This is a genomic window from Isoptericola sp. NPDC056605, assembly GCF_042792795.1.
Classification (GTDB): domain Bacteria; phylum Actinomycetota; class Actinomycetes; order Actinomycetales; family Cellulomonadaceae; genus Isoptericola.
The window spans coordinates 1-22,216 of sequence record NZ_JBHTVT010000025.1 but is presented as its reverse complement, the minus strand read 5'-3'; the positions used below and the strand labels follow the sequence as shown (position 1 = coordinate 22,216).

At 74.9% G+C, this 22,216-nt stretch carries 21 protein-coding genes and 1 tRNA gene; 11 read left to right on the top strand and 11 right to left on the bottom strand.

From position 1 onward, the window contains the following. Position 1: 1 nt before the first annotated feature. Together ACFQ8Y_RS19765 and ACFQ8Y_RS19760 are read right to left on the bottom strand one after the other, a co-directional pair. Entirely contained in the window at positions 2-1,153 is a 1,152-nt protein-coding gene (locus ACFQ8Y_RS19765; protein ID WP_430548536.1) for a YgfZ/GcvT domain-containing protein, read from the bottom strand. An 11-nt stretch (positions 1,154-1,164) separates the two neighbouring features. Further along, a complete protein-coding gene (locus ACFQ8Y_RS19760; RefSeq protein ID WP_430586504.1) occupies positions 1,165-1,725 on the bottom strand; it encodes an FABP family protein in 561 nt (186 codons plus the stop codon). A gap of 169 nt (positions 1,726-1,894) precedes the next feature. Here ACFQ8Y_RS19760 and ACFQ8Y_RS19755 point away from each other — a divergent pair, with 169 nt between their 5' ends. Then, on the top strand, positions 1,895-2,281 hold the full coding sequence (locus ACFQ8Y_RS19755) for a DsrE family protein (protein ID WP_430586503.1): 387 nt from the start codon (positions 1,895-1,897) through the stop codon (positions 2,279-2,281). A gap of 189 nt (positions 2,282-2,470) precedes the next feature. Next, positions 2,471-3,145: a YceI family protein gene (locus ACFQ8Y_RS19750; RefSeq protein ID WP_430548533.1), complete on the top strand. Its 675-nt coding sequence runs from the start codon at positions 2,471-2,473 to the stop codon at positions 3,143-3,145. Positions 3,146-3,185: 40 nt separating this feature from the next. Here ACFQ8Y_RS19750 and ACFQ8Y_RS19745 read toward each other — a convergent pair whose 3' ends face one another. Then, positions 3,186-3,932, bottom strand: a complete 747-nt coding sequence (locus ACFQ8Y_RS19745) for a hypothetical protein (protein ID WP_430564499.1) — start codon at positions 3,930-3,932, stop codon at positions 3,186-3,188. A 299-nt stretch (positions 3,933-4,231) separates the two neighbouring features. On the opposite strand from ACFQ8Y_RS19745, the gene ACFQ8Y_RS19740 reads away from it, so the two are divergent. Continuing rightward, positions 4,232-4,993 carry a winged-helix domain-containing protein gene (locus ACFQ8Y_RS19740; protein WP_430548531.1) on the top strand — a complete coding sequence of 254 codons (762 nt, stop codon included), beginning with the start codon at positions 4,232-4,234 and terminating at the stop codon, positions 4,991-4,993. A 60-nt stretch (positions 4,994-5,053) separates the two neighbouring features. Then, on the top strand, positions 5,054-5,986 hold the full coding sequence (locus ACFQ8Y_RS19735; RefSeq protein WP_430586535.1) for an alpha/beta fold hydrolase: 933 nt from the start codon (positions 5,054-5,056) through the stop codon (positions 5,984-5,986). A gap of 18 nt (positions 5,987-6,004) precedes the next feature. Here the strand turns inward: ACFQ8Y_RS19735 and nth are convergent, their stop codons facing one another. Beyond that, complete coding sequence (gene nth, locus ACFQ8Y_RS19730; protein ID WP_430548530.1) at positions 6,005-6,754, bottom strand: endonuclease III; 750 nt, start codon at positions 6,752-6,754, stop codon at positions 6,005-6,007. Between the two features lie 208 nt (positions 6,755-6,962). Between nth and ACFQ8Y_RS19725 the strand changes: the two genes are divergently transcribed. Further along, positions 6,963-7,640 carry a Crp/Fnr family transcriptional regulator gene (locus tag ACFQ8Y_RS19725; protein WP_416345052.1) on the top strand — a complete coding sequence of 226 codons (678 nt, stop codon included), beginning with the start codon at positions 6,963-6,965 and terminating at the stop codon, positions 7,638-7,640. A gap of 571 nt (positions 7,641-8,211) precedes the next feature. Here the strand turns inward: ACFQ8Y_RS19725 and ACFQ8Y_RS19720 are convergent. Together ACFQ8Y_RS19720 and ACFQ8Y_RS19715 are read right to left on the bottom strand one after the other, a co-directional pair. Next, positions 8,212-8,673: a RidA family protein gene (locus ACFQ8Y_RS19720; RefSeq protein ID WP_430586502.1), complete on the bottom strand. Its 462-nt coding sequence runs from the start codon at positions 8,671-8,673 to the stop codon at positions 8,212-8,214. Further along, positions 8,673-8,837 carry a DUF4177 domain-containing protein gene (locus ACFQ8Y_RS19715; protein WP_139820690.1) on the bottom strand — a complete coding sequence of 55 codons (165 nt, stop codon included), beginning with the start codon at positions 8,835-8,837 and terminating at the stop codon, positions 8,673-8,675. Before ACFQ8Y_RS19715 ends, ACFQ8Y_RS19720 begins: the two co-directional genes overlap by 1 nt. Before the next feature lie 131 nt (positions 8,838-8,968). Here ACFQ8Y_RS19715 and ACFQ8Y_RS19710 point away from each other — a divergent pair, with 131 nt between their 5' ends. From ACFQ8Y_RS19710 to ACFQ8Y_RS19700, 3 genes are all read left to right on the top strand, one after another. Beyond that, positions 8,969-11,341 carry a transglycosylase domain-containing protein gene (locus tag ACFQ8Y_RS19710; protein WP_430586501.1) on the top strand — a complete coding sequence of 791 codons (2,373 nt, stop codon included), beginning with the start codon at positions 8,969-8,971 and terminating at the stop codon, positions 11,339-11,341. After that, on the top strand, positions 11,326-12,267 hold the full coding sequence (locus ACFQ8Y_RS19705; RefSeq protein ID WP_430586500.1) for a metallophosphoesterase: 942 nt from the start codon (positions 11,326-11,328) through the stop codon (positions 12,265-12,267). Before ACFQ8Y_RS19710 ends, ACFQ8Y_RS19705 begins: the two co-directional genes overlap by 16 nt. A 93-nt stretch (positions 12,268-12,360) precedes the next feature. After that, positions 12,361-12,437 (top strand) — tRNA-Pro (locus tag ACFQ8Y_RS19700). A gap of 33 nt (positions 12,438-12,470) precedes the next feature. Here ACFQ8Y_RS19700 and ACFQ8Y_RS19695 read toward each other — a convergent pair. After that, positions 12,471-12,923: a hypothetical protein gene (locus ACFQ8Y_RS19695; protein ID WP_430586499.1), complete on the bottom strand. Its 453-nt coding sequence runs from the start codon at positions 12,921-12,923 to the stop codon at positions 12,471-12,473. A 79-nt stretch (positions 12,924-13,002) separates the two neighbouring features. Between ACFQ8Y_RS19695 and ACFQ8Y_RS19690 the strand changes: the two genes are divergently transcribed. The 3 genes from ACFQ8Y_RS19690 to ACFQ8Y_RS19680 all read left to right on the top strand — a co-directional run bounded on the left by ACFQ8Y_RS19690 (position 13,003) and on the right by ACFQ8Y_RS19680 (position 15,952). Beyond that, a complete protein-coding gene (locus ACFQ8Y_RS19690; RefSeq protein ID WP_430586498.1) occupies positions 13,003-13,647 on the top strand; it encodes a TetR/AcrR family transcriptional regulator in 645 nt (214 codons plus the stop codon). A 2-nt stretch (positions 13,648-13,649) separates the two neighbouring features. After that, positions 13,650-14,618: an epimerase gene (locus ACFQ8Y_RS19685; RefSeq protein WP_430586497.1), complete on the top strand. Its 969-nt coding sequence runs from the start codon at positions 13,650-13,652 to the stop codon at positions 14,616-14,618. 86 nt (positions 14,619-14,704) lie between these two features. Beyond that, positions 14,705-15,952, top strand: a complete 1,248-nt coding sequence (locus ACFQ8Y_RS19680) for an NAD(P)/FAD-dependent oxidoreductase (protein ID WP_430548523.1) — start codon at positions 14,705-14,707, stop codon at positions 15,950-15,952. Here ACFQ8Y_RS19680 and ACFQ8Y_RS19675 read toward each other — a convergent pair. From ACFQ8Y_RS19675 to ACFQ8Y_RS19660, 4 genes are read right to left on the bottom strand one after another with little or no spacing between them, the layout of a single operon-like run. After that, a complete protein-coding gene (locus ACFQ8Y_RS19675; RefSeq protein WP_430586496.1) occupies positions 15,942-17,321 on the bottom strand; it encodes a UDP-glucose dehydrogenase family protein in 1,380 nt (459 codons plus the stop codon). The two genes, ACFQ8Y_RS19680 and ACFQ8Y_RS19675, sit on opposite strands and share 11 nt — an antisense overlap. Then, positions 17,318-19,708 (bottom strand): phosphotransferase, encoded by a 2,391-nt coding sequence (locus ACFQ8Y_RS19670; protein ID WP_430586495.1) that lies wholly within the window; start codon positions 19,706-19,708, stop codon positions 17,318-17,320. Before ACFQ8Y_RS19670 ends, ACFQ8Y_RS19675 begins: the two co-directional genes overlap by 4 nt. Continuing rightward, positions 19,698-21,551, bottom strand: coding sequence for an ABC transporter ATP-binding protein (locus tag ACFQ8Y_RS19665; protein ID WP_430565086.1), 1,854 nt, complete (start codon positions 21,549-21,551; stop codon positions 19,698-19,700). Before ACFQ8Y_RS19665 ends, ACFQ8Y_RS19670 begins: the two co-directional genes overlap by 11 nt. Next, positions 21,544-22,182: a glycosyltransferase gene (locus ACFQ8Y_RS19660; protein ID WP_430586494.1), complete on the bottom strand. Its 639-nt coding sequence runs from the start codon at positions 22,180-22,182 to the stop codon at positions 21,544-21,546. Before ACFQ8Y_RS19660 ends, ACFQ8Y_RS19665 begins: the two co-directional genes overlap by 8 nt. Positions 22,183-22,216: the final 34 nt, after the last annotated feature.

Genomic DNA, 22,216 nt, shown 5'->3' with positions numbered 1-22,216 from the left:
CTCACAGCAGGCTCTGCGGGGCGTCGGGCCCGCGCGGGGTGAGGCCGCGCGTCAGCGGCCCGTGCGCCTCGGGTCGGTCGGCCGAGACGCCGTCGCCCGGCACCACGACCTCCTGCGCGGCCGCGACCTGCAGCTCCTGCCCGCCGACGTCGCCCACCACGGTGAGCTCGGCGTCCTCGGGGGCGGACCGCTTGATCACGGCGAGGGCGACCGGCCCGAGCTCGTGGTGCCGCGCCACCGTGGTCACGGTGCCGACGGCACGCCCCTCCGGCCCGCCCACGAAGACCTCCGCGCCCGCCTCGGGCACCACGTGCTGGGAGCCGTCCAGGTGCAGCAGCACCAGCCGCCGCGGCGGGCGGCCCAGGTTGTGCACGCGCGCGATCGTCTCCTGACCGCGGTAGCAGCCCTTGTGCAGGTGGACGGCGGTGCGCAGCCAGTCGAGCTCGTGCGGCACGCTGCGGTGGTCGACCTCGTGCGCCAGCCGCGGGCGCCACGCCTCGACGCGCAGCGCCTCGGTGGCCCACGTGCCGGCCAGGCGCCATCCGGCGGCCTCACGCTCGGCGACGGCGGCCTCCAGGTCGGCGCGCGGCACGAGGACGAGCCGCCACGGACGGTCGAGGCCCGGGTGCTCCGTCTCGGGCGGGCCGTACCGGGTGCCGCCCTGGGCGACGCGCGGCCAGGTGTCCCACCAGGTCACGGGCTCGCCCTCGACGCCCTCGGCGGCGACCGGCTCCCCCAGCGCCGCGTACTCGGCGGAGAGGTCGTCGATCTCGACCCGCATCATGAACTTCATGCGCTCGAGCCAGGCGGCGAGCGGCGCTGCGTGGTCGCCCTCGGTGACCAGCCAGGTGGCCTCGCCGTCGTCGACGACGCCCGCGGCGTGCTCGACGTGGCCCTGCGGGGACAGCACGAACAGCTCGGTGGAGGTGCGCGGCGCGAGACCCTGCACGTCCTGCGACGTGATCGAGTGCAGCCACGACAGGCGGTCGGGGCCGGCGACGCGCACGACGCCCAGGTGCGACTGGTCGACCACGGCCCCGCCGCGGGCGAGCGCACGCTGCTCGGCGACCGGGTCGCCGTAGTGCCAGGCCACGCCCTCGTCGGCACCCGTGGCAGCCACGGCGCCCTGTCGGGCCAGGAGCGGCGAGTCCATCGGACGCCCTCTCAGTCGTTCTCGACGCGGTCGAGCTGGGCGGAGGCGTACGAGCCGAGCGGGTGCCCGAACGCGGCGAGCTCCTCGACCCACATCAGGCGCCCCTCGACCAGGCCGTACAGGCGCTTCGCCGCGGTGACCTCCGCGGCGGTCGAGGTGCGGGCCACGAAGTCCGTGGCGAGGTCGATGCGGCCGTTGCCCGCGACGCCGAGGAACAGGGCGAGCCGGCCCGACGCGTCGGTGACGAGCACCTCGAGCGCGTGCCGGTCGTCCTCCAGCCCCTCCGGGCGGTCGGTCGACACGCGCCAGTAGCCGGTCTCCGTCGACCAGACCGTGTCGGGCTCGTCGTCGCCGGGCGTGCCCTCGCCGTCGGCCGCCGCAGCGGAGCGCACGCGCAGCGTGGACTCGAAGCGCAGGTAGGGCCCGCCGTCGTGGTCGAAGACGAGGTCGTGCACGAACGGCGTCTCGTCGATGCCGGTGTACTCGATCACGCCCTCGCCCCGCCAGCGGCCCACGAGCCACGCGAGCGGGTAGACCTCGGGCGCGAGGCCCTCGGGGAAGGCGAAGGGCATCAGCGCTGGCCCTGGAACAGCTTGTAGACGACGTAGCCGGCGAACCAGAGGATCGTGACCGACACGACGACCAGCAGACCGGTGAACACTGCCTCGAGAGCGTGGATCGACATGCCGCGATCCTACCCAGCCGTCCCGGCATCGGTCAGCGTGAGTAAGGTCGCCGCCCATGAGCACCCCCACCGCTGCGACGCCCGCGCGCTCGCTCGTGATCAAGACCACGTCGGGGACGGACCGGCCGGAGGCCGCCAACCAGGCGCTCACCGTCGCGGCCGCGGCCGTCGCCGCCGGCGCGGAGGTGAGCCTGTGGCTCACCGGGGAGGCGGCGCGGTTCGCCGTCCCCGGCCGGGTCGCGGAGCTCTCGCTCGAGCACGCCGCGCCCGCCGGCGACCTGCTCGACGCCGTCCTCGCCGCCGGCACGGTCACCCTCTGCACGCAGTGCGCCGCCCGCCGCGGCCTCGGGCCCGACGACGTCCTGCCCGGCGTGCGCATCGCCGGGGCCGCCGTGTTCGCCGAGGAGGTGCTGCGCCCGGGCGCCCAGGCGCTCGTCTACTGACGCCGCGCACCCGGTGTGAGGCACACCACCCGGCCCCCGGACGCACTCCCGCCGGGCACCCCCCGTGCCGTAGATTGAACGTTGAAGCATCCAGTGACGCCCTGCCGTCGAGCCGGCCGGCGGGCGCACGTGCCCCAGAGGCCCGCCCCGCACGGCGCCGGCCGACGTCGCGACCACGGAGAACCATCCATGACCTCGTCCACCAGGACCTGGAACGACCTCGTCATCCCCGCCGCCGGCGACTACGTGCTCGACAAGGAGCACCGACGGCTCGGCTTCCTCGCGATGCACATGATGGTGAGCCCGGTGCGCGGCGAGTTCTCGTCGGGGAGCGCGACCATCCGCGTGGCCGAGGACCCGTTGCAGTCGTCGGTGACCGCGACGCTGGATGCCGCGACCATCAGCACCCACCTGCCGGACCGCGACGCGCACCTGCGCAGCCCCGACTTCCTCGACGTGGAGAACTTCCCGACGATCGAGTTCCGCAGCACGGGCATCGAGTGGCGCACCGAGGTCGACCCGATCTTCTCGTGGGCCCGCCTCAAGGGCCGCACGCCGGGTCGCGCCGACACCGCCCCCAGCACGCTGAAGACGTCCGCGAAGTTCGTGCTCCACGGCAACCTGACGATCCGCGGCATCGCCCACCCCATCGCGCTCGACGCCGAGTTCGGCGGGGCCGGTCGGGACCCGTACGGCCGCGACATCTTCGGTTTCAGCGCGGCGGCCGACTTCGAGCGCGAGAAGTACGGGCTGGTGTGGAACGTCCCGCTCGAGGCCGGCGGCGTGCTCGTGAGCAAGAAGGTGCGCATCGAGCTGGCCGGCGAGGCGATCAACCTGGCGGGCGTGGTCGAGCGCCCGGCGTGACGCCCGCCCCGGGCCCGCCGCCGCGAGGCGGCGACCCTGCTCAGGCGACGACGAGCCGCCCCACGACGAACACCAGGATGCCGCTCACGGCGACCGGCGCCGTGACCGCGGCCAGCACCGCCCGGCGCCCCGTCAGCGCAGGCTGACGCTCGAACAGCAGGCGCAGCACCGCGACCACCAGGCCGGTCACGGCGCCCGCCACCAGGCCGCTCACCGGGTCGATCGCCGGCAGGAGCGTCGCCACCCCGCCCGCGGCGACGGCGCCCAGCGCCACCCCCACGAGCGAGCCCGCCCAGCCGCGCGCGACCGGCGTCGCCGACACCGCCGCGGCGACCGCGAGGCCGAGCGCGCTCACGACCACGAGCGCCGCGCCCGCCTCCGAGCGACCCGCGGCCACCCAGCCGGAGCAGCACACCGCGACCACGGCGCCGGTCACCGTGCCGCTCACGGACTCCACGAGCCGGGGCCGCCCGCCGCGGCGCAGCATCTCCGCGACGAACGCCAGCACCAGCGCCATCGCGAGCACCAGAGGCACGTTGCGCAGCACCGGCTCGCCCTGGGTGGCCCACGCCACGGCGACCGCGCCGAGCCCGGCGACCGCCACGACGACCGTCGTCCCGCCCTGGGCCGGCAGCCGCAGCAACGGGCCCCAGCCGGCCGCGAGGAGCAGCACGAGCCCCCCGGCCACCGCCGTCAGGGGCAGGATCCCGTAGTCGTCGAGGGCGGCGGCCGCCGCGACGACGGCGGAGAGGACGGCCGTCCAGACGGCGCGGGTGGTCACGGTCACGACGACGAGTGTCGCAGACGGCGGGCGGCGTCCCCGCCGTCCACGACCCGGGGCCACGAGCCGTGCCACGACCGTGCCGCGACCCGTCCGCGACCCACCGCCGCCACGCCGCGGCCACGTCCGTCACAGTCCGGTCGCCGATCGGAAACGCGCCCGCAACACGGTTCGGGGCACACTGCGGGAACCGGTCACACGACCGGGACGGGTGCGGTGTGATCCACGCCGCACCGCGGTACGTTGGCGGACGCACCTGTCGGACGCTGTCGAACGGACCGTCCGACGACCGGGAGGAGGTGCCGGTGGCCGAGCTGCTGATCCTCACGCCCGCGTCCGGCGGGTCGGTCGAGGTGCTGCCCGCCCTGGGCCTGCTGAACCACCGGATCCGGGTGCTGCCCATGGAGCCGTCCGCCCTGGTGGACGCCCCGGACTCCGACGTCGTGCTGCTCGACGCGCGTCGTGACCTCGTCGCCGCCCGCACCACGTGCCGGCTCCTGCACGCCACCGGCCTCACCGTGCCGCTCGTGCTCGTGCTCACGGAGGGCGGGCTCACCGTCGTCACGCACGAGTGGGGTGCCGACGACCTGCTGCTCGAGGCCGCCTCGCCCGCCGAGGTGGAGGCGCGCCTGCGCCTCGTGATCGAGCGGTCCGAGCGCGGCCCCGTCGACGACGGCCCCCAGGAGATCGCCGCCGGCGACCTCGCGATCGATGCCGGCGGCTACACCGCGAGGCTGCGCGGCCGCCCCATCGACCTCACGTACAAGGAGTTCGAGCTCCTCAAGTACCTGGTGCAGCACCCGGGCCGCGTGTTCACGCGGGCGCAGCTGCTGCAGGAGGTCTGGGGCTACGACTACTACGGCGGCACCCGCACCGTGGACGTGCACGTGCGGCGCCTGCGCGCCAAGCTCGGCCCCGAGCACGAGCAGCTCATCGGCACCGTCCGCAACGTCGGCTACCGGTTCGACCCGCCCAAGGAACCCCGGCCGGTGGAGGGCGCCGACGCGGACGACGCCACGACGTCGGACGGCACGGGCGCGGCCGGGCGGGCGGCCCCCACCCGCTGAACCCGCGCGCCCGCACGGGCCCCGGCGCACCGCACCAGGTAGGTTCGACCGGTGACCGCGATGTCGGACTCCAGCGACTTCTCCAGCGCCCTGGTCGACGGACCCTGGCGGCACGAGCTCGTGCCCGCGAACGGCGCGCGCTTCCATGTCGCGCTCGCCGGGCCCGACCGGACGAACGGCGGCCGCAGCCCGCTCGTCGTGCTGCTGCACGGCTTCCCGCAGTTCTGGTGGGCGTGGCGGCACCAGATGGAGCAGCTCGCCGACGCCGGGTACCGGGTGGCGGCGATGGACCTGCGGGGCGTGGGCGCCTCCGACAAGCCCCCGTCCGGGTACGACGTCCCCACCGGCACGCAGGACGTGGCGGGCGTGGTGCGCTCCCTCGGCCACGACCGGGCCGTCGTCGTCGGGCACGGCACGGGTGGTGTCACCGCGTGGTCGATGGCGCGGCTGCAGCCCGCCGTGACCGCGGCCGTGGCCGCCGTCTCCGCGCCGCACCCGGCCCGCCTGCACGTCTCGGGCCGCCAGCTGCTCACCCCGCTGGCCCGCCGCCAGCTCGCCGCCTACCAGCTGCCCACGCTGCCCGAGCGCCGGCTCACCGACGGCGACCAGGTGGCACGCGTGCTGCGCGACGGCGCCGCGCGCCCCCTCGGCACCGACGCCTACGAGCTGTACCGCACCGTGATGCGGATCCCGTTCGCGGCGCACACCGTGATGGAGTCGCTGCGCTGGATGGTCCGCTCGACCCCGCGCCCCGACGGCCGCCGCTACCTCGCCGCGCTGCGCGAGCCCGTCGACGTCCCGGTGCTGCAGGTGCAGGGCGAGCTGGACGGCTTCGTCGACCCCCGCAACGCTCCCGTCGACGGCGCGGCGCTCGCCCGCGACTTCCGCTACGAGACCGTCGACGGCGCCGGGCACTTCCTGCCCGAGGAGGCCCCCGACGAGGTCGGCAAGCTGCTCGTCGACTGGCTCGAGCACGCCCTCGCCGCCCGCTGACACCCCGTCAGGGCCGGGTCAGCCCCGAGGCCCCGGCTTGACGAGCTTCGCCGCCGCGACCGGGTCCGTCTCCCCGATCCCGAACGACGGGCACCAGCGCGCCACCGGGCACGCCCCGCACGCCGGCCGCCGCGCGTGGCACCGCCGTCGCCCGTGCCACACGAGGTGATGGCTCAGCATCGTCCAGTCCTTCTTCGGGAACAGCGCCCCGACCTCGTGCTCGACCTTGACCGGGTCCTCCTGGTCCGTCCAGCCGAAGCGGCGCGCCAGGCGCCCGAAGTGCGTGTCCACCGTGATGCCAGGGACGCCGAACGCGTTGCCCAGCACCACGTTCGCCGTCTTGCGCCCCACCCCCGGCAACGTCACCAGGTCGTCCAGGCGGGCCGGGACCTCGCCGTCGAACCGCTCGACCAGCGCCTGCCCCAGCCCGATGATCGAGCGCGTCTTGGCGCGGAAGAAGCCGAGCGGCTTGAACAGCTCCTCCATCTCCGCCGGGTCCGCGCCCGCGTACGCGGCGGCGTCCGGATAACGGGCGAAGATCGCCGGCGTCGTCGCGTTGACCCGCACGTCCGTGGTCTGCGCCGACAGCACCGTCGCCACCAGCAGCTCCAGCGGCGTCGTGAAGTCCAGCTCCGCGCGCGCGTCCGGGTACGTCACCGCCAGCTCGCGGTCGATGCGGCGCGCGCGCCGCACCAGCGCGACCCGCGACTCGCCCGTGGGCGTCGCGTCGGACGGGAGGGCGGTCGAGGAGGCGGGCTTCGTCGGCACGGTCCGAGCGTAGCCATCCACTCCGACAGCCCGCCCGCGCCGGCTCCGGTGACGCCGTCTCGGGGCTCTCCCCGGGCTTCCCGGCGCTTCGTCGTGCCGCGATTTGGTGCGGTGAGGCAGACTGAGAACCGGAACACACCCTCTTGACAACCCCCGGACGACCGCACCCGACCCGGGACGGCCGCCCCCGAACCACGTGAGGAATCCTGTGGACGACACCGTCGTGCTCTCCGCCCCTCTCTTCGCGGACATGGAATCCGAGGAGACGAAGGCGCTCTTCGAGTCCATGGTCCCGGTCGAGCTGACCCGCGGGGACGTCCTCTTCCGCGAGGGCGAGCCCGGCGACCGGCTGTACGTCATCGCGCAGGGCAAGATCAAGCTCGGCCGGCGGTCGAGCGACGGCCGGGAGAACCTGCTGTCGATCCTCGGCCCCGGCGAGATGTTCGGCGAGCTGTCCCTGTTCGACCCGGGCCCCCGCACGGCGACCGCCTCGTCCGTCTCCGACGCGCTCGTCTACGAGCTGCGCCACCAGGCCCTCGTGCAGTGGATCGCCGCGCACCCCAGCGTCGCCACCACCCTGCTCGGCGCCCTGGCGCGCCGCCTGCGCCGCACCAACGAGACCCTGGCCGACCTGGTCTTCTCCGACGTCCCCGGCCGCGTCGCCAAGGCCCTCCTCGACCTGTCCGCCCGCTTCGGCGAGCCGAACGACGACGGCATCCGGGTCGCCCACGACCTCACGCAGGAGGAGCTCGCCCAGCTCGTCGGCGCCTCCCGCGAGACCGTCAACAAGGCCCTGGCGGACTTCGCGACGCGCGGTTGGGTGCGTCGTGAGGGTCGCGCGGTCGTGCTGCTCGACATCGACCGTCTGGAGCGGCGGGCTCGCTAGTCTTGGGCCGCCTTGGTTGCGGCCGTTGCCTTTCTCGCTGCCGTCACCACCATGCTGCCGCAGGCGGGAGGGGCGTTCTTCGCCGGGTCGCGTTCACGGGCCCCAGGGGGCCCTCCACTTCGGGACTTCTACGACCCGGCGAAGAACGCCCCTCCCGCCTGCTCTGCTGTCACCTTGCGGCCTTGGATGCTCGACGACGGCCGCAGCGTCACCCCGACGTTGCGCCTCACGGTTCGCGCCGTCGCGCGGCCGCGGGAGGGGCGCGCTCGCTCGTGGTGGGGGAATTGCCGGTGCTGTAACCCGAGCTGGGAGCTGCCCCTGTCGCCAGCTGTCGCCGTCGCCCTGGCAACCCAGGGACCGTACGCCGCGCTGCGCGCCGTCCCCACGTCGTCGAGCGCGCGATTGAGGAAGCGGAGCGCGAGACGGTGCAGGAGCGGGTGGGGACGAGGTCCTTCGCCAGGTCGTAGAAGTCCCGAAGTGGAGGGCCCCCTGGGGCCCGTGAACGCGACCTGGCGAAGGACCTCGTCCCCACCCGTGGCCGCAACCGGAGGCTACGGCCGCAACCAACCGCTCAGGCGAGCTCCACCAGAAGCTCGACCTCGACGGGAGCGTCGAGCGGAAGAACCGCCACCCCTACCGCGGAGCGCGCGTGCACGCCTGCGTCGCCGAAGATCTCGCCGAGCACGTTCGACGCGCCGTTGATGACGCCCGGCTGGCCGGTGAAGGACGGGTCGGAGGCGACGAAGCCCGTCACCTTGACGATCCTCGCGCCGTCGAGCGTGCCCACGAGGGAGCGGACGGCGGCGAGCCCGTTGAGGGCGCAGGTGCGCGCCAGGTCGGCGGCCTCCTCCGGGGAGACCCCCGCACCGACCTTGCCGGTCAGCGGCAGCGCGCCGTCGACGAACGGCAGCTGGCCGGCCGTGTAGACGTAGCTGCCGGAGCGGACGGCGGGGACGTACGCCGCGACGGGCGCGGCGACGTCGGGCAGGGTGATGCCGAGCTCGGCGAGGCGGGCCTCGGGCGAGGCGCTCATCACTGCCCGCCGGAGGGGCGCTTGAGGTAGGCGACCAGGTTGGTGCTGTCGGGGCCGGGGACGACCTGGACGAGCTCCCACCCGTCGGCCCCCCATTGGTCGAGGATCGCCTTGGTGTTGTGGATCAGCAGGGGGATGGTCGCGTACTCCCACGTGGTAGCCATGCCGCGATCGTAACCAGCGACCGCTCCGACCGCTGTCGTCCCGCCGCTCCCACGACCGGTCCACACGATCTGCACAGCGGCACCGGCGTCGCGGCCGTGCTGCCTCGGGCACAGCCCGTACCCTGGTGGGCATGGCCAAATCCGACCCTCGCCGCATCACGCGCACGATGCCGGCGACCCAGCTCGTCGCCCTGCTGCTCGCGTTCGTCCTCGCGGCCGGGGTGGGCGGCGTCCTCGCCGCCGGGCTGGTCATCCCGATGGTGGCGGGCGCCAACGCCGCGGCCGACAGCACGGTCGCGATCTACGACGAGGTGCCGGCGGAGCTGGAGCCGCGGCCGATGTCGCAGCAGTCGCGCATCTACGCCGCGGACGGCAAGCTGCTCGCCACGTTCTACGCGCAGAACCGCATCGTGGTGCCGCTGGACGAGATCTCCGAGCCGATGCAGCACGCGGTGATCGCCATCGAGGACGAGCGCTTCTACGAGCACGGCGGCATCGACGTGCAGGGCATGACGCGCGCGCTGGCCAACAACGTGGCCGGCCACGCCACGCAGGGCGCGTCCACGCTGACGCAGCAGTACGTGAAGAACATGCTCATCGACCAGGCGCTGCAGGACGGCGACCAGTTCGGCGTCATCAAGGCGAGCGAGGACTCGATCTCGCGCAAGCTCACCGAGGCGAAGATGGCCATCTCCCTCGAGAAGACGATGTCGAAGGACGAGGTGCTGCAGGGCTACCTCAACGCCGCGCAGTTCGGTTCGCGCAGCATCTACGGCGTGGAGGCCGCGGCCCGCTACTACTTCGACAAGCACGCCTCCAAGCTGAGCGTCGTCGAGGCCGCGACCATCGCCGGCATCACGAAGTCGCCGAGCCGCTTCGACCCCACGGTGAACCCGAAGGAGGCGAAGGAGCGTCGCGACCTGGTGCTGCAGAACATGTGGAAGCTGGGCTACATCTCCACGGAGGAGCGCGACGAGGCGAAGGCGGCGTCGATCAAGAAGACGCTCGACGTCAACCCCACGGAGATCGGCTGCGCCGCCGCCGGTGACTCCGCGTTCTTCTGCGACTACGTCACCAAGGAGATCGTCACCAACCCGGTGTTCGGCGAGACGAAGTCCGAGCGTCAGCAGCTGCTGTACCGCGGCGGTCTCGAGATCCACACCACGCTGGACCCGAAGAAGCAGAAGGCGGCCGCGAAGGCGGTCAAGAACGCCGTCCCCGCCGGCGACTCGAGCGGTCTGCAGTCGGCGATCGCGTCCGTCGAGCCCGGCACGGGCAAGGTCCTCGCGATGGCCCAGAACATCCCCTACACGCCGTCCGAGGGCGGCAAGGGGACCACTCGCGTGAACTACGCGGCCGACCCGACGCACGGCGCCTCCGGTGGCTTCCAGGTGGGCTCGAACTTCAAGCCGTTCGTCCTCGCCGAGTGGCTTAAGGAGGGGCACACCCTGAGCGAGCGTGTGAACGCGACGAAGCAGGCGCGCTGGCCGCAGAACTTCCAGACGCCGTGCGTGGGCAACCTGGCCGCCGCCGAACCGTGGGCGCCGGCGAACTCCGAGGGCGTCGAGGTCGGGTACATCTCCGCGCTCGAGGCGACGTACGAGTCGGTCAACACCGCCTACGCGGCCATGGGGTACCAGCTCAACCTCTGCGACCTGCGCAGCACCGCCTGGGACATCGGCTTCCGCCCCACGCGCTCCGTCCAGGACGGCGGGCGGGTCGTGACCGACCCGAAGGAGTCGGACATCGACATCCAGGCGCCGATGATCATCGGTACCCAGGAGTCGACGCCGCTGTACCAGGCGGCCGCCTACGCGACGCTGGCCAGCGGCGGCACCTACTGCTCCCCGATCGCCATCACGAGCATCACCGGCCCGGGCGGCAAGGACTACGACGTCCCGGACGCGAAGTGCAAGAAGGACGCGCTCCCGGAGAACGTGGCCAACACCGTGGTGTTCGCGATGGAGAAGGTCTTCTCCGGCACGGGTACGGCCCGCCAGCTCGGCGGCCTCGCGGACGGCCGCCCGGTGGCCGGCAAGACCGGTACGTCGCAGCTGTCGGCGCAGACGTGGTTCACGGGCTTCACGCCCAACCTGTCCACGTCCGTGTGGGTCGGCAACGCCGACCGCCCCAACGAGGACCACACCAACGGCATGTGGGTGAACGGCAAGTGGGTCCGTGTCCTCTACGGCTCGACCGTGGCTGCTCCGGCGTGGAAGGAGTACATGGACCAGGCCGTCTCCGACCTGCCCGTCAAGGACTTCGGCGCCCCGGACCCGAAGATGGTGGGCGTCACGGCACCGCCCCCGTCGACGAACGACGACGGCGGCGGCTCGAACGACGACGGCGGCGACAAGGGCAAGGAGCCCAAGGGCGACGAGGGCAACGACCGCGGCGGCAACGGGAACGGCAACGGCAACGGACGCGCCAACGCGGAGGCCGCCTGGGACGCCGTCCAGAACGGTGACTGGGAGTCGCTCGGCGACGCGTGGGGCGACAACTGACCCCCGGCTGGCAGGTCGCGGGCGGGCTCGTCGCCGCCGGCGTCGCGGGCCTCGGCTACGCCCACCTGGAGACCAAGCTCTTCACGGTGCGTCGGGCCACGGTGCCGGTGCTGCCCCCGGGCGAGCCCGACCTGCGCGTGCTGCACGTGTCCGACCTGCACCTCACGCCGTCGCAGAGCCGCAAGATCGCCTGGGTGCAGTCGCTGGCGGAGTACGAGCCGCACCTGGTGGTGAACACGGGCGACAACCTGGCCCACCGCGACGCGCTCGGGCCGCTGCTGGAGGCGCTCACGCCGCTCCTCACGACCGCGCCCGGTGCGTTCGTCATGGGGTCGAACGACTACTACGCACCGGTGCCGAAGAACCCGGCGCGGTACCTGCGGCGCGACACCCGCATCGTGCACACCCGCCCGGCCGAGCTGCCGTCCGACGAGCTGGCCGGCGCGATGGTCGCCGCCGGGTGGCGCGATCTCACCAACCGGCGCGACACGGTCGAGGCCGACGGCCGCCTCCTGTCCCTGGTGGGCGTGGACGACCCGCACCTGGACCGCGACGACTTCCCCCCGTCGTCGGCTCCGTCCGGCGCGGGGCCCGACGACGCGGTGCTGCACCTCGGCGTCACGCACGCCCCGTACCGGCGCGTGCTGGACCGGATGCACGCCGACGGTACGAACGTCGTCCTCGCCGGCCACACGCACGGCGGGCAGCTGCGTCTGCCGGGCGTCGGCGCGCTCGTCACCAACTGCGACATCGACCGGCGGCGGGCCAGCGGGCTGCACGGCTGGCCGGGTCCGCGGCCCGACGAGACCGGTGGCGCAGGCTCCGCGTGGCTGCACGTGTCGGCCGGCGCGGGCACCTCGCCGTACGCCCCGGTGCGCTTCGCGTGCCGCCCGGAGGCGACGTTGCTCACGTTCACCGCCCGGTAGCCGGATCTCGTTTTCGTCCAGACCGGATCGTCGGCTATTCTGAGCAGGCTTCCGCACGAGGACGTAGGTCATGGGGCGTGGGAGCAAGTCCTTCGGGGTGTGGCGCAGCTTGGTAGCGCGCTTCGTTCGGGACGAAGAGGTCGCAGGTTCAAATCCTGTCACCCCGACCAGCCGAGAGGCCCTCTGAACAGCGGAAACGCTGATCAGGGGGCCTCTTGCTCTGCCTGGAAGCCCGTGCCCGGTCGTGGGCGGCGAAGGACCGCGCCGACCACCGCGCACAGCGCGCCGGGGACGAAGAACAGGCCGACGGAGAACCCGCCGAGCAGGACATAGACCACGAGGCAGACCGCCGACACGATCGACAGCACGGTCCACGCCCGGCCGCGGGCCGCCAGCGGCAGCGCGGCGAGCAGGACCGGGGCGACCACCCCCGTGACGTACGACCACGCCCCGGTGGCAAGCATCGACGTCGCCGGCTCGCAGGTCTCCCACTCCGAGACGAGCTCGCCCGTCGACGAGTACGTCGCTCCCCCGGAACACACGGACTCGGACTGGTAGATCGGCGCGGTGAGCAGGAAGACGGCGGCCGCCACGACCAGCCCGAGCGCGACGACCTGCCACACCCGCTTCGTGCTCCACCACGTGGTCCGGCTCATGGTCCCCTCGCGGCTCCGTCGACGAACCGCCAATGAACCATACACACGTATGACTGGCAACTGGTCTACCCTGACGGGCGTGACCCAGGACCGCGCCGAGGCCACCCGCAGGCGCCTGCTCGACGCCACCGTCGCCGCGCTGCGCGTCCACGGGACCGCCGGGCTGACCTCGCGGGAGATCACCCGCGCCGCCGGGGTGAACCTGCAGGCCATCACCTACCACTTCGGGTCCAAGGACGAGCTGGTCGCGCAGGCCCTGACCGGGCTCGTGACCGAGCGGATCGCGCCCGTGCGCGCGGCCCTCGACACCGACGGCGACCCGGCGGAGCGGCTGTTCGCCGCGCTCCGCACCATCGGCGGGACGTTCGCCGTGGCCCGCGACGACCTGGCCGCCTACGCGAGCGCGGTCGCGGCGTCGTCGTCCAACCCGACCCTGGCCGGCGCGCTGCGCGACCTGCACGCGGAGCTCGTCGACTACCTCGCCACGCTCATGGCACAGATGCAGGACGACGGCTACATCCAGGCCTGGGTCCGGCCGCGCGCGATGGCCGAGGTGCTGATCTCCATCGGCGACGGCGTCGCCATGCAGGCCCACTACGGCGAGCCCGACGTCGACGGCGTGCTCGACCAGGTCGCGCTGCTCCTCCTGGCCGCCCGCGACCAGAGGTCGCGGGTCTGGCCGGCGGCCGCCAGGGCTCTCCTCAGGCAGGCACGGAAGGGATGACGATGCGTCGACGCGCTGTGGTCGCGGGCTGGAACGGGTTCATCGGGCACCGGCTGGTGGCCGACCTGTCGGAGCGCGGGTACGACGTCGTGCGCGTCGGTCGCACGGGCCCCGACGCGCGCTGGGACGACCCCTCCGCGCTGGCCCGCGCCGTCGACGACGCCGACCTGGTGGTGAACCTGGCGGGCAAGAGCGTCGGCTGCCGGTACACCGAGGCGAACCGCGACGAGATCCTGCGCTCGCGCGTCGCCACCACGCGCGCGCTGCGCGCGTCGATCGAGGCGGCCGCGACACCGCCACGGCTGTGGCTCAACGCCAGCACCGCCACCATCTACCGGTACGCGACGGACCGCCCGCAGACCGAGTCCGACGGCGAGCTGGGCACGGGCTTCTCGGTGGACGTCGCCCGCAGCTGGGAGCGCGAGCTGTTCGCCGGCGACCTGCCCGGCACCCGGCGGGTCGCGCTGCGCATGGCGATCGTGCTCGGCGGGCCGGCGTCCGACCTGCTGGCCCGGATCGCCCGGCTCGGCGTGGGCGGTCCGCAGCACGACGGCTGGTGGTTCCAGCACCGCCGCTACCGCGGCATCGGCGACGAGCCGACGGGCGGCCCGGTGCCGATCCACCGTTCGGGCGGCCGGCAGCGGTTCTCCTGGATCCACGTCGACGACGTGCTCGCCGCGATCCGGTTCCTCGACGCCCACGACGAGCTCACCGGGCCGGTCAACCTGTCCGCGCCGCACCCGAGCGACAACCGCACCCTCATGGCCGAGCTGCGCCGCGCCGTCGGCACGCCGGTGGGGATCCCCACGCCGCGCTGGCTGCTCGAGCCCGCGCTGTGGGCGCTGCGCAACGAGTCCGAGCTGGTGCTCAAGAGCCGCTGGGTGCTGCCGGAGACGCTGAGCGCGGCCGGCTTCGACTTCGTCTGGCCCGACATGGGGCCCGCGATCGACGACGCCGTCGGGCGCCGCTGACGGAGCGGGCGGAGGGTCGCCAGCATCGCGGAACTGTGGCACCGTCGGCCTCGGCAGCCCTCTTCCCCGCTGGTCAGGAGTCCACCATGCCCGCGCCGTCCACCGCACCCGTCGTCGTCGTCGGAGGTGGCCTCGCCGCCGCCCGGGCCGTGGAGGCCGTCCGTGAGCAGGACCCCGACGTCCACCTCGTCGTCGTCACCTCCGAGGGGCACCGCCCCTACGAGCGCCCGCCGCTGTCGAAGGACTACCTGCGGGGGCAGGCGGAGCCCGACGTCATCTACCCGCTCAAGGCGGGCTGGTGGGACGACCACGCCATCGACCTGCGCACGCTCACGACCGTCGTCGACCTCGCCCCGGCCGACCACGAGGTGACGTTCGCCGACGGCTCCACGCTCGGCTACTCGAAGCTGCTGCTCGCGACCGGCTCGACGCCGCGCGCGCTCCAGGTGCCGGGCCGGAGCTTCATCGGCGTGCACACCCTGCGGACCGTCGACGACGCGGACCTGCTCGCCGGGCTCCTGCTGCCCGCGTCGCTCGAGGGCGAGGGCAAGGTCGTCGTCGTCGGGGACGGCTGGATCGGCACCGAGGTCGCCGCGTCCGCGCGGATGCTCGGCCTGGACGTGTGCCTCGTCGGGCAGCTGGAGCACCCGCTGGAGGCGCCGCTCGGCCCCGAGCTCGGCGCCCTGTACGGGAAGCTGCACGACGAGCGCGGCGTGCAGCGGCACCGCGGCGACGTGGTCGCGTTCACCGGGGAGTCCGGCCGGGTGAAGGGCGTCGAGCTCGCCGACGGCACCCACCTGGAGGCCGACCTCGTGGTGATGGGCGTGGGCGTGACCCCCAACGTGGGCATCGCGTCGGCCGCAGGGATCGAGCTGCGCTCGCGCGACCTCGGCGGCGGGATCGTCGTGGACGGCACCCTGCGCACCTCCGCCCCCGACGTCTACGCCGCGGGCGACATCGCCTCCGTCCCGTCGCCGCACTACGGCCGCCCGCTGCGCGTGGAGCACTGGGCCGTGGCGCAGGACACCGGCGCGCACGCCGGCCGCGCGATGCTCGGCGACGACGCCGTCTACGACGTCCTCCCCTACTTCTTCAGCGACCAGTACGACGTCGGGATGGAGTACAAGGGGTTCGTCGACCCGCGCGCCGGCGACACCGAGGTGGTGATCAGCGGCTCCACCGACGACCGCGAGCTCGTCGCGTTCTGGCTGCGCGACGGCGAGGTGCAGGCGGGCATGGCCGTCAACGTGTGGGACCGCATGGACGACGTCGAGGAGCTGATCCGCTCCCGCCGGCAGGTCCCCCGCGCCGAGCTGGAGGCGTTCACGGGCTGACCGGCGCCGGGCCGACGGCGGGGCGGCCGAGGGCGCGCACCCGCCACCCGGCGGCGGCCCAGCGGTCGGCGTCGAGCGCGTTGCGACCGTCCACGACGACCCGGCGGGCGGGCTCGAGGGAGGCCGGGTCGAGGTCGCGGAACTCCTGCCACTCGGTGAGGTGCAGCACGAGGTCGGCGCCGGTGACGGCGTCCTCGACGGTGTCCGCGTAGCCGAGGGTGGGGAACGTGCGGGCCGCGGTGGCGTTGGCGCGCGGGTCGTGCACGCGCACGTGCGCGCCCTGCAGCTGCAGCTGGGCGGCGACGTTGAGCGCGGGCGAGTCGCGCACGTCGTCGGTGCCGGGCTTGAACGCCGCCCCCAGGACGGCGACGCGCCGCCCGAGCACGCTGCCGCCGCACTCCGCGACCGCCAGCGCGACCGTGCGCGACCGGCGGCGCATGTTGATGGCGTCGACCTCGCGCAGGAACGTCAGCGCCTGGTCGACGCCGAGCTCGCCGGCCCGCGCCATGAGCGCACGGATGTCCTTGGGCAGGCAGCCGCCACCGAACCCGAGCCCCGCCGACAGGAACTGGTGCCCGATCCGGGCGTCGTGCCCGATCGCGTCGGTGAGCGCGACGACGTCGCCCCCGGCCGCGTCGCACAGCTCGGCGATCGCGTTGGCGAACGAGATCTTCGTGGCGAGGAACGCGTTCGCGGCCACCTTGACCAGCTCGGACGTGGCGAGGTCGGTGACGAGGAACGGCACACCCGTGTCGACCACCGGCGCGTACAGCTCGCGCAGGGCCTTCTCGTGCCGCGGGTCGGTGACGCCGACGACGATCCGGTCGGGGCGCAGCGTGTCCTCGACGGCGCGGCCCTCGCGCAGGAACTCCGGGTTCCACGCCACGCCCACCTCGACGCCCGCGGGCGCGAGACCGTCGGCGAGGGCCTGCAGCCCGGCGGCCGTGCCCACGGGGACGGTGGACTTGCCGACGAGCAGCGCGTCGCCGCGCAGGTGCGGCACCAGCGCGGACACGGCAGCCTCGACGTGGCTCGTGTCGGCGGCCATCGAGTCCCGGCGCTGCGGCGTCCCGACGCACACGAAGTGCAGGTCGGCGAACGCGGCCGCCTCCGCCGGGTCGGTCGTGAACCGCAGCCGCCCGGTGGCGGTGTGCCGCTCGACGAGCTCCGCCAGCCCTGGCTCGTAGAACGGCAGCCGCCCGGCGGCCAGGTCGGCGACCTTCGCCGGGTCGGCGTCCAGTCCGAGCACGTCGTAGCCCAGCTCGGCCAGGCACGCGGCGTGCGTGGCGCCCAGGTAGCCCGTGCCGATCACGGTGACACGGGTGGGCTCCGGCGCGTCGTGCCCGGTGGTCGTGGTGGCGTGCGTCATCGGTCCTCCAGGGTGAGCAGGGCGGGCTCGGACGGCAGGGGCCGCTCGAGGTCGGTCAGGAGCGCGCCGGGCACGTCCCCGGGCGCCGGGCGGAACGCGTAGACCGCGGCGAGGCGCGCGCGGGCGGAGACGGCCCACGCGCGCAGCGCACCCGGGTCGGGGGTGGCGCCGTAGCCGTCCAGGACGGCGCGGGCGGTGCGGGCGGCGCGCGCGGGCGAGCACACGCCCTGGTGGGCCCGCAGCTCGAGGTGCACGAGCAGGTTGGCCAGGTCGAGCATCGGGTGCGCGACGACGGCGAGGTCCAGGTCGAGCAGGCCCACGCGCACGCCCTTGCCCGGCCCGGCGTCGTCGTCGACGTGCACGAGCAGCTGCTTGTCGTGCAGGTCGCGGTGCGTGAGCACGGGCCGAGCCGCGGGGGCGGCGTCGAGCACCGCCCGCACCCGGCGGACGACGGCGTCCGCGTCCGCCGGCGTCGTCGCGCCGTGGGCGGCGGCCAGCCCCCACCAGCGGGCGACGACCGCGAGCTCGGCGTCGGCGCCGTGCCCCGCGAGGCCGTGCGGCGGCGCGTCCTGGAACCGTCGCAGCCCGCACCCGACGGCGCGCCCCGCCCCGTCGAGCACGCCGCCCGGCGTGCCCGGGTCGCGCAGCAGCTCGTGGAGCGTGCGCCCGGGCAGCGCGGCGGCGGTGACGAACCCGTCGCCGCGGTCCAGGACCTCCGGGGTGGCGAACGCCGCCGGGGGCACGGAGACGTCGGCGGGCTCGCGGCCGGGGCGCGTGACCTTCGTGTACGTGCCGGACGGGTCGCGGACCACGCCGCGTCGGCCGGAGCGGTGCGCGACGAGCGTCGCCCCGCCGCGGACGCGGGCGGCCAGGCCGGGCAGGCGCGGGTCCGCGCCGTCGGGCTGGAGCGCGAGGGCACCGCCCGCGACCGGCACGGGTCCGCGCGCTGCCGCGGGGTCCCCGTCGGTGCGTGCCCCCGCCCCGCGGCCGGGCGCGGTGGCCGGCCCGGCGTCCCAGCGCCCGGCCAGGACGGCGCCGTCGCGGTCGGTGCCGACGACGAGCAGCCGCTCCGCCGAGCGCGGGAGCACCGCCCGCAGGGCGTGCCCCTGCGCCGCGAGCGCGCCGGCCAGCGCCGCGGCGACGGGCGCCGTGCGGATCCGCACGGCGTCGGCGGCCGGGGTGTCCGGCCGGGCGGACGATCCCCGCGACCGCCCGGTCGTGATCGCGGCGCCCAGCGCGCCGCCGCGGCCGTCCTCGAGGTCGTCGGCGAGCGCCCGGAGCGCGGCGGACGTCGCCGCCCAGCGGTCCTCCAGTCGCCGGAACGGCTCGGTGGCGCGACGTCGCAGGTGCTCGGCGACGGCGGCGCGCAGCTCCGGCTCCCCGACCGGGCCCGCGCCCGCCGCGACGTAGCCGTCGAGGACCGCGACGAGCCGCGCCGCCGCGGCGTCGGCGTCGCCGTGCGCCCGCACGAGCGCGGCGGCGAGGGATCCGAGGTCCTCGGCCGGCCGCCCCCAGCGGGCGGCGTCGGCGTCGACCAACCACAGCTCGCCGGCCGGCGAGCGCACCAGCTGGTCGAGGGACAGGTCGCCGTGCAGCGGGACGGCACCGTCCGGGCGCGGGGGCAGGCCGGCTCCGCCGGGCCGCGAGCCGTGCAGCGCCGCGGCGAGCGCGCCGACGTCGCGGAGCGCGCCGTCGCCCAGCGTGCCGGTCGCGTCGAGCCGGTCGAGCGACCGGCCCGGCACCCAGTCGGTGACGACGACGCCCCGGTCCGTGTCGACGGAGCGGAGCCGCGGCGCCCGCGGCGCGCCGGCAGAGCCCGCCGCCGCGGCCAGCAGCCCGTACCCCTGGGCCGCGGGGACGACGGCGGCGGGCCGCACCAGCCGGACCAGCGCCTCGCCGCGCGGGCCGTCGGCGTGCACCACCGCCCGGCGCTCGGGGTTGTGCCGCAGCAGGCTCATGTCCGCGGGCCGCCCGACAGCGTCGGCCGCGACCGCCGCGACGTCGCGCGCCGCGGGGAGCTGCCGGTCCGCCGACCAGTCGGTGACGACCAGCCCGGCGGTCCGGTCGAGCAGCAGCACCTCGTCCGGCCGGCGCGGGTCGAGACCCTTGTCGAGCTTGCCGCGCGACCCGCCGGCGTACGCACGCACCAGGACGTCGCGCGAGCCCTCGGCGCCCGTCCACCGGCACGCCAGCACGACGCTGGTGCCCGGCTTGTACCGCAGGTACGGCCGCGAGACCGTCCCCGGCGCTCCCGAGACGGCGGTGAGGCGCGCCGTCAGGCGGTCGAGGTCGAGGACGTCGCCGAGCGCGGGGATCGCGGGGTCGGCGGCGGCGACCTCTCGCACGGTCGCGGGGCGGGCGCGGTCGAGCGTCAGGTCAGGCGCCACGGGACGCCACCTCCTCCGGGGTGCGCGGCGCGGGCGCCGCCGGCAGGTCCGGGCCGTCGCCGAGGACGTCGGCGGGCGGGCCGGACGCCACGACGCGGCCGCCGTCGAGCCGCACCACGCGCTCGCAGTCGCGCGCGGCGTCCAGGTCGTGCGTGATGACGAACGTGGTGCGGCCCCGCGTCAGGCGGCCGAGCGCGTCGACGACCTCGTGCTCGGTCTGCTCGTCCAGCCCGGTGAGGGCCTCGTCGAGCACCACGACCGGGGCGTCGAGCATCGCCGCGCGGGCGATGGCGAGGCGCTGGCGCTGCCCGCCGGACAGCGTGCCGCCCCGCTCCCCCACGACCGTCTCGTAGCCGTCCGGCAGCGCGAGGACGAAGTCGTGCGCGCCCGCCACGCGCGCGGCGCGCTCCACCTGCTCGTCGGTGGCGTCGGGCACGGCCGCGGTGATGTTCTCGCGGACGGTGCCGTGGAACAGGACGCTCTCCTGGAGCACGACGGCGACCGAGCGCCGCACGCTGTCGAGCGTGAGGTTGCGCAGGTCGTGGCCGTCGATCCGTACCACGCCCGCGTCGGGGTCGCGCAGGCGGGAGATCAGCGAGACCAGGCTCGACTTCCCGGCCCCCGACGCGCCCACGACCGCGACCCGCTCCCCCGGCCGCACGGCCAGGTCCAGCCCCCGCAGCACCGGGTGGCCGGGCACGTAGGAGAACCACACGCCCTCGAACCGCACGTCGCCCAGCGCCCGCCCGATCGGCCGCGCCCAGCTCGCGTCGGCCACCTCGGGCCGGCTCTCGAGCACCTCGACGACGCGCTCCCCCGACGCCCCGGCCTGCGCGATGCGGCCGGTGTACTTCGCGATGTCGCGCATCGGCTTGAACGCCGCCTTGAGGTAGGTGAGGAACACGGTCAGCTCGCCCGGCGTCAGCGCGCCGTCGAGCACCCGCTGCGCGCCGACGAACAGCACGACGGCGGTCGCGACGCCCACGAGGACGTCGGTGGAGCGCTCCAGCCCGGCCGACAGCCGCTTGGCGCGCACCCCCTCGCGCAGCGACGAGGAGTTGGAGCGGGCGAATCGCCCGCCCATCCGGTCCTCGAGCGCGTACGCCTGCACGACCTTGACCGCGCCCAGCGTCTCCGTGGCGAGCGACGCGAGCTGGCCCTCCGCCTTGCGCTGGTCGCGCGAGACCTTCCGGATGGTGCGGGACAGGCGCGAGCTGGTGAGCAGGAAGACGGGCAGCACCACCACCATCACGAGCGCCAGCAGCGGGTCGAGCACCGCGACCACCACGACCATGCCGACGAGCGTCACGACGTTGCCGACCATCGGCAGCATCGCCGTCACCGACACCTCTTTGAGGCGGGTGACGTCGCTGGTCAGGCGCGTGACGAGGTCGCCCGTCGTCGACCCGTCGTGGAACCGCAGGGACAGCCGCTGCAGGTGCGCGAACACGTCGGCGCGCACCCCCGTGAGCACGCGGTTGCCCGCCAGGGAGAAGCAGACGGTCGACGCGTACGCCGCGCCGGCGCGCAGCAGCACGATCACGAGCAGCGACCCCGCCGCGAGCAGGATCAGCGCGGGGAGGTTCGCCGGCTCCGGCCCCGCCGCCGTCGAGCCCGTGGCCGCGACGATGCCGTCCACCACGTACTTCAGCGGCCACGGCTCCAGCAGCCGCATCCCCACCTCGGCGAGCATCGCCAGGCCGCCCAGCACGAACAGCCGGCGCTCCGGGCGCACGTGGTGGCGCAGGTGCGGCCAGAAGCGACGGAACGAGCGGCCAGCCTCCCGCATCGAGCGCGGCGTGTACCGGTGCGTGGCGCCGACGCCGGCGGTGGTGTCAGCCACGGCGGGCCCCCGCGTGCTCGGGCAGGCGCACCCCGGCGAACCCGAGGGCGCGCCGCACGACGACGGACCAGTCGTGCCGCTCCACGGCGACCTCCCGCGCGCGTGCGCCGAGCGCGGCGCGGCGGTCGTCGTCGCGCGCGAGGGCGACGAGCGTGTCCGCGAGCGCGGCGGCGTCGCCGGGGGGCACGAGCACGCCGACACGGCCGTGCTCCAGCACGCCGGGCAGCTCGCCCACCGCGCTGGCCACGACCGGCAGCCCGGCGGCCAGGTACTCGTAGACCTTGAGCGGCGAGAAGTAGAAGCCGTCGAGCGGCGGGTACGGCGCTACGGCGACGTCGGCCCGGTGCAGCAGCGCGGGGACCTCCGACGGCGCGACGGCGCCCGCGTGCTCCACGGCATCCGCGATCCCGAGCGCGTCCGCCCGGGCGAGCACCGCCTCGCGCTCGGGGCCGTCGCCGACGAGCAGCAGCCTCGCCTCGGGGACTCTGCTCCGGACACCGGCGAACGCGTCGATCAGCACGTCGAGCCCGTGCCAGGGCTTGAGGGTGCCGACGAAGAGGACGGTGAACTGGGCCGCGCCCTGCCGCATTCTTCGCGCGGACGCGTTCACGGGCGCCAGGGCGCCCTCCACTTCGGGAGGGATACGTCCGCGCGAAGAATGCGGC

Excerpts from the sequence above, each read along its gene's own strand:
- ACFQ8Y_RS19765 (WP_430548536.1), bottom strand. The coding sequence starts at position 1,153 with ATGGACTCGCCGCTCCTGGCCCGACAGGGCGCCGTGGCTGCCACGGGT.
- ACFQ8Y_RS19760 (WP_430586504.1), bottom strand. The coding sequence starts at position 1,725 with ATGCCCTTCGCCTTCCCCGAGGGCCTCGCGCCCGAGGTCTACCCGCTC.
- ACFQ8Y_RS19755 (WP_430586503.1), top strand. The coding sequence starts at position 1,895 with ATGAGCACCCCCACCGCTGCGACGCCCGCGCGCTCGCTCGTGATCAAG.
- ACFQ8Y_RS19750 (WP_430548533.1), top strand. The coding sequence starts at position 2,471 with ATGACCTCGTCCACCAGGACCTGGAACGACCTCGTCATCCCCGCCGCC.
- ACFQ8Y_RS19735 (WP_430586535.1), top strand. The coding sequence starts at position 5,054 with ATGTCGGACTCCAGCGACTTCTCCAGCGCCCTGGTCGACGGACCCTGG.
- ACFQ8Y_RS19720 (WP_430586502.1), bottom strand. The coding sequence starts at position 8,673 with ATGAGCGCCTCGCCCGAGGCCCGCCTCGCCGAGCTCGGCATCACCCTG.
- ACFQ8Y_RS19715 (WP_139820690.1), bottom strand. The coding sequence starts at position 8,837 with ATGGCTACCACGTGGGAGTACGCGACCATCCCCCTGCTGATCCACAAC.
- ACFQ8Y_RS19710 (WP_430586501.1), top strand. The coding sequence starts at position 8,969 with ATGGCCAAATCCGACCCTCGCCGCATCACGCGCACGATGCCGGCGACC.
- ACFQ8Y_RS19695 (WP_430586499.1), bottom strand. The coding sequence starts at position 12,923 with ATGAGCCGGACCACGTGGTGGAGCACGAAGCGGGTGTGGCAGGTCGTC.
- ACFQ8Y_RS19685 (WP_430586497.1), top strand. The coding sequence starts at position 13,650 with ATGCGTCGACGCGCTGTGGTCGCGGGCTGGAACGGGTTCATCGGGCAC.
- ACFQ8Y_RS19680 (WP_430548523.1), top strand. The coding sequence starts at position 14,705 with ATGCCCGCGCCGTCCACCGCACCCGTCGTCGTCGTCGGAGGTGGCCTC.
- ACFQ8Y_RS19675 (WP_430586496.1), bottom strand. The coding sequence starts at position 17,321 with ATGACGCACGCCACCACGACCACCGGGCACGACGCGCCGGAGCCCACC.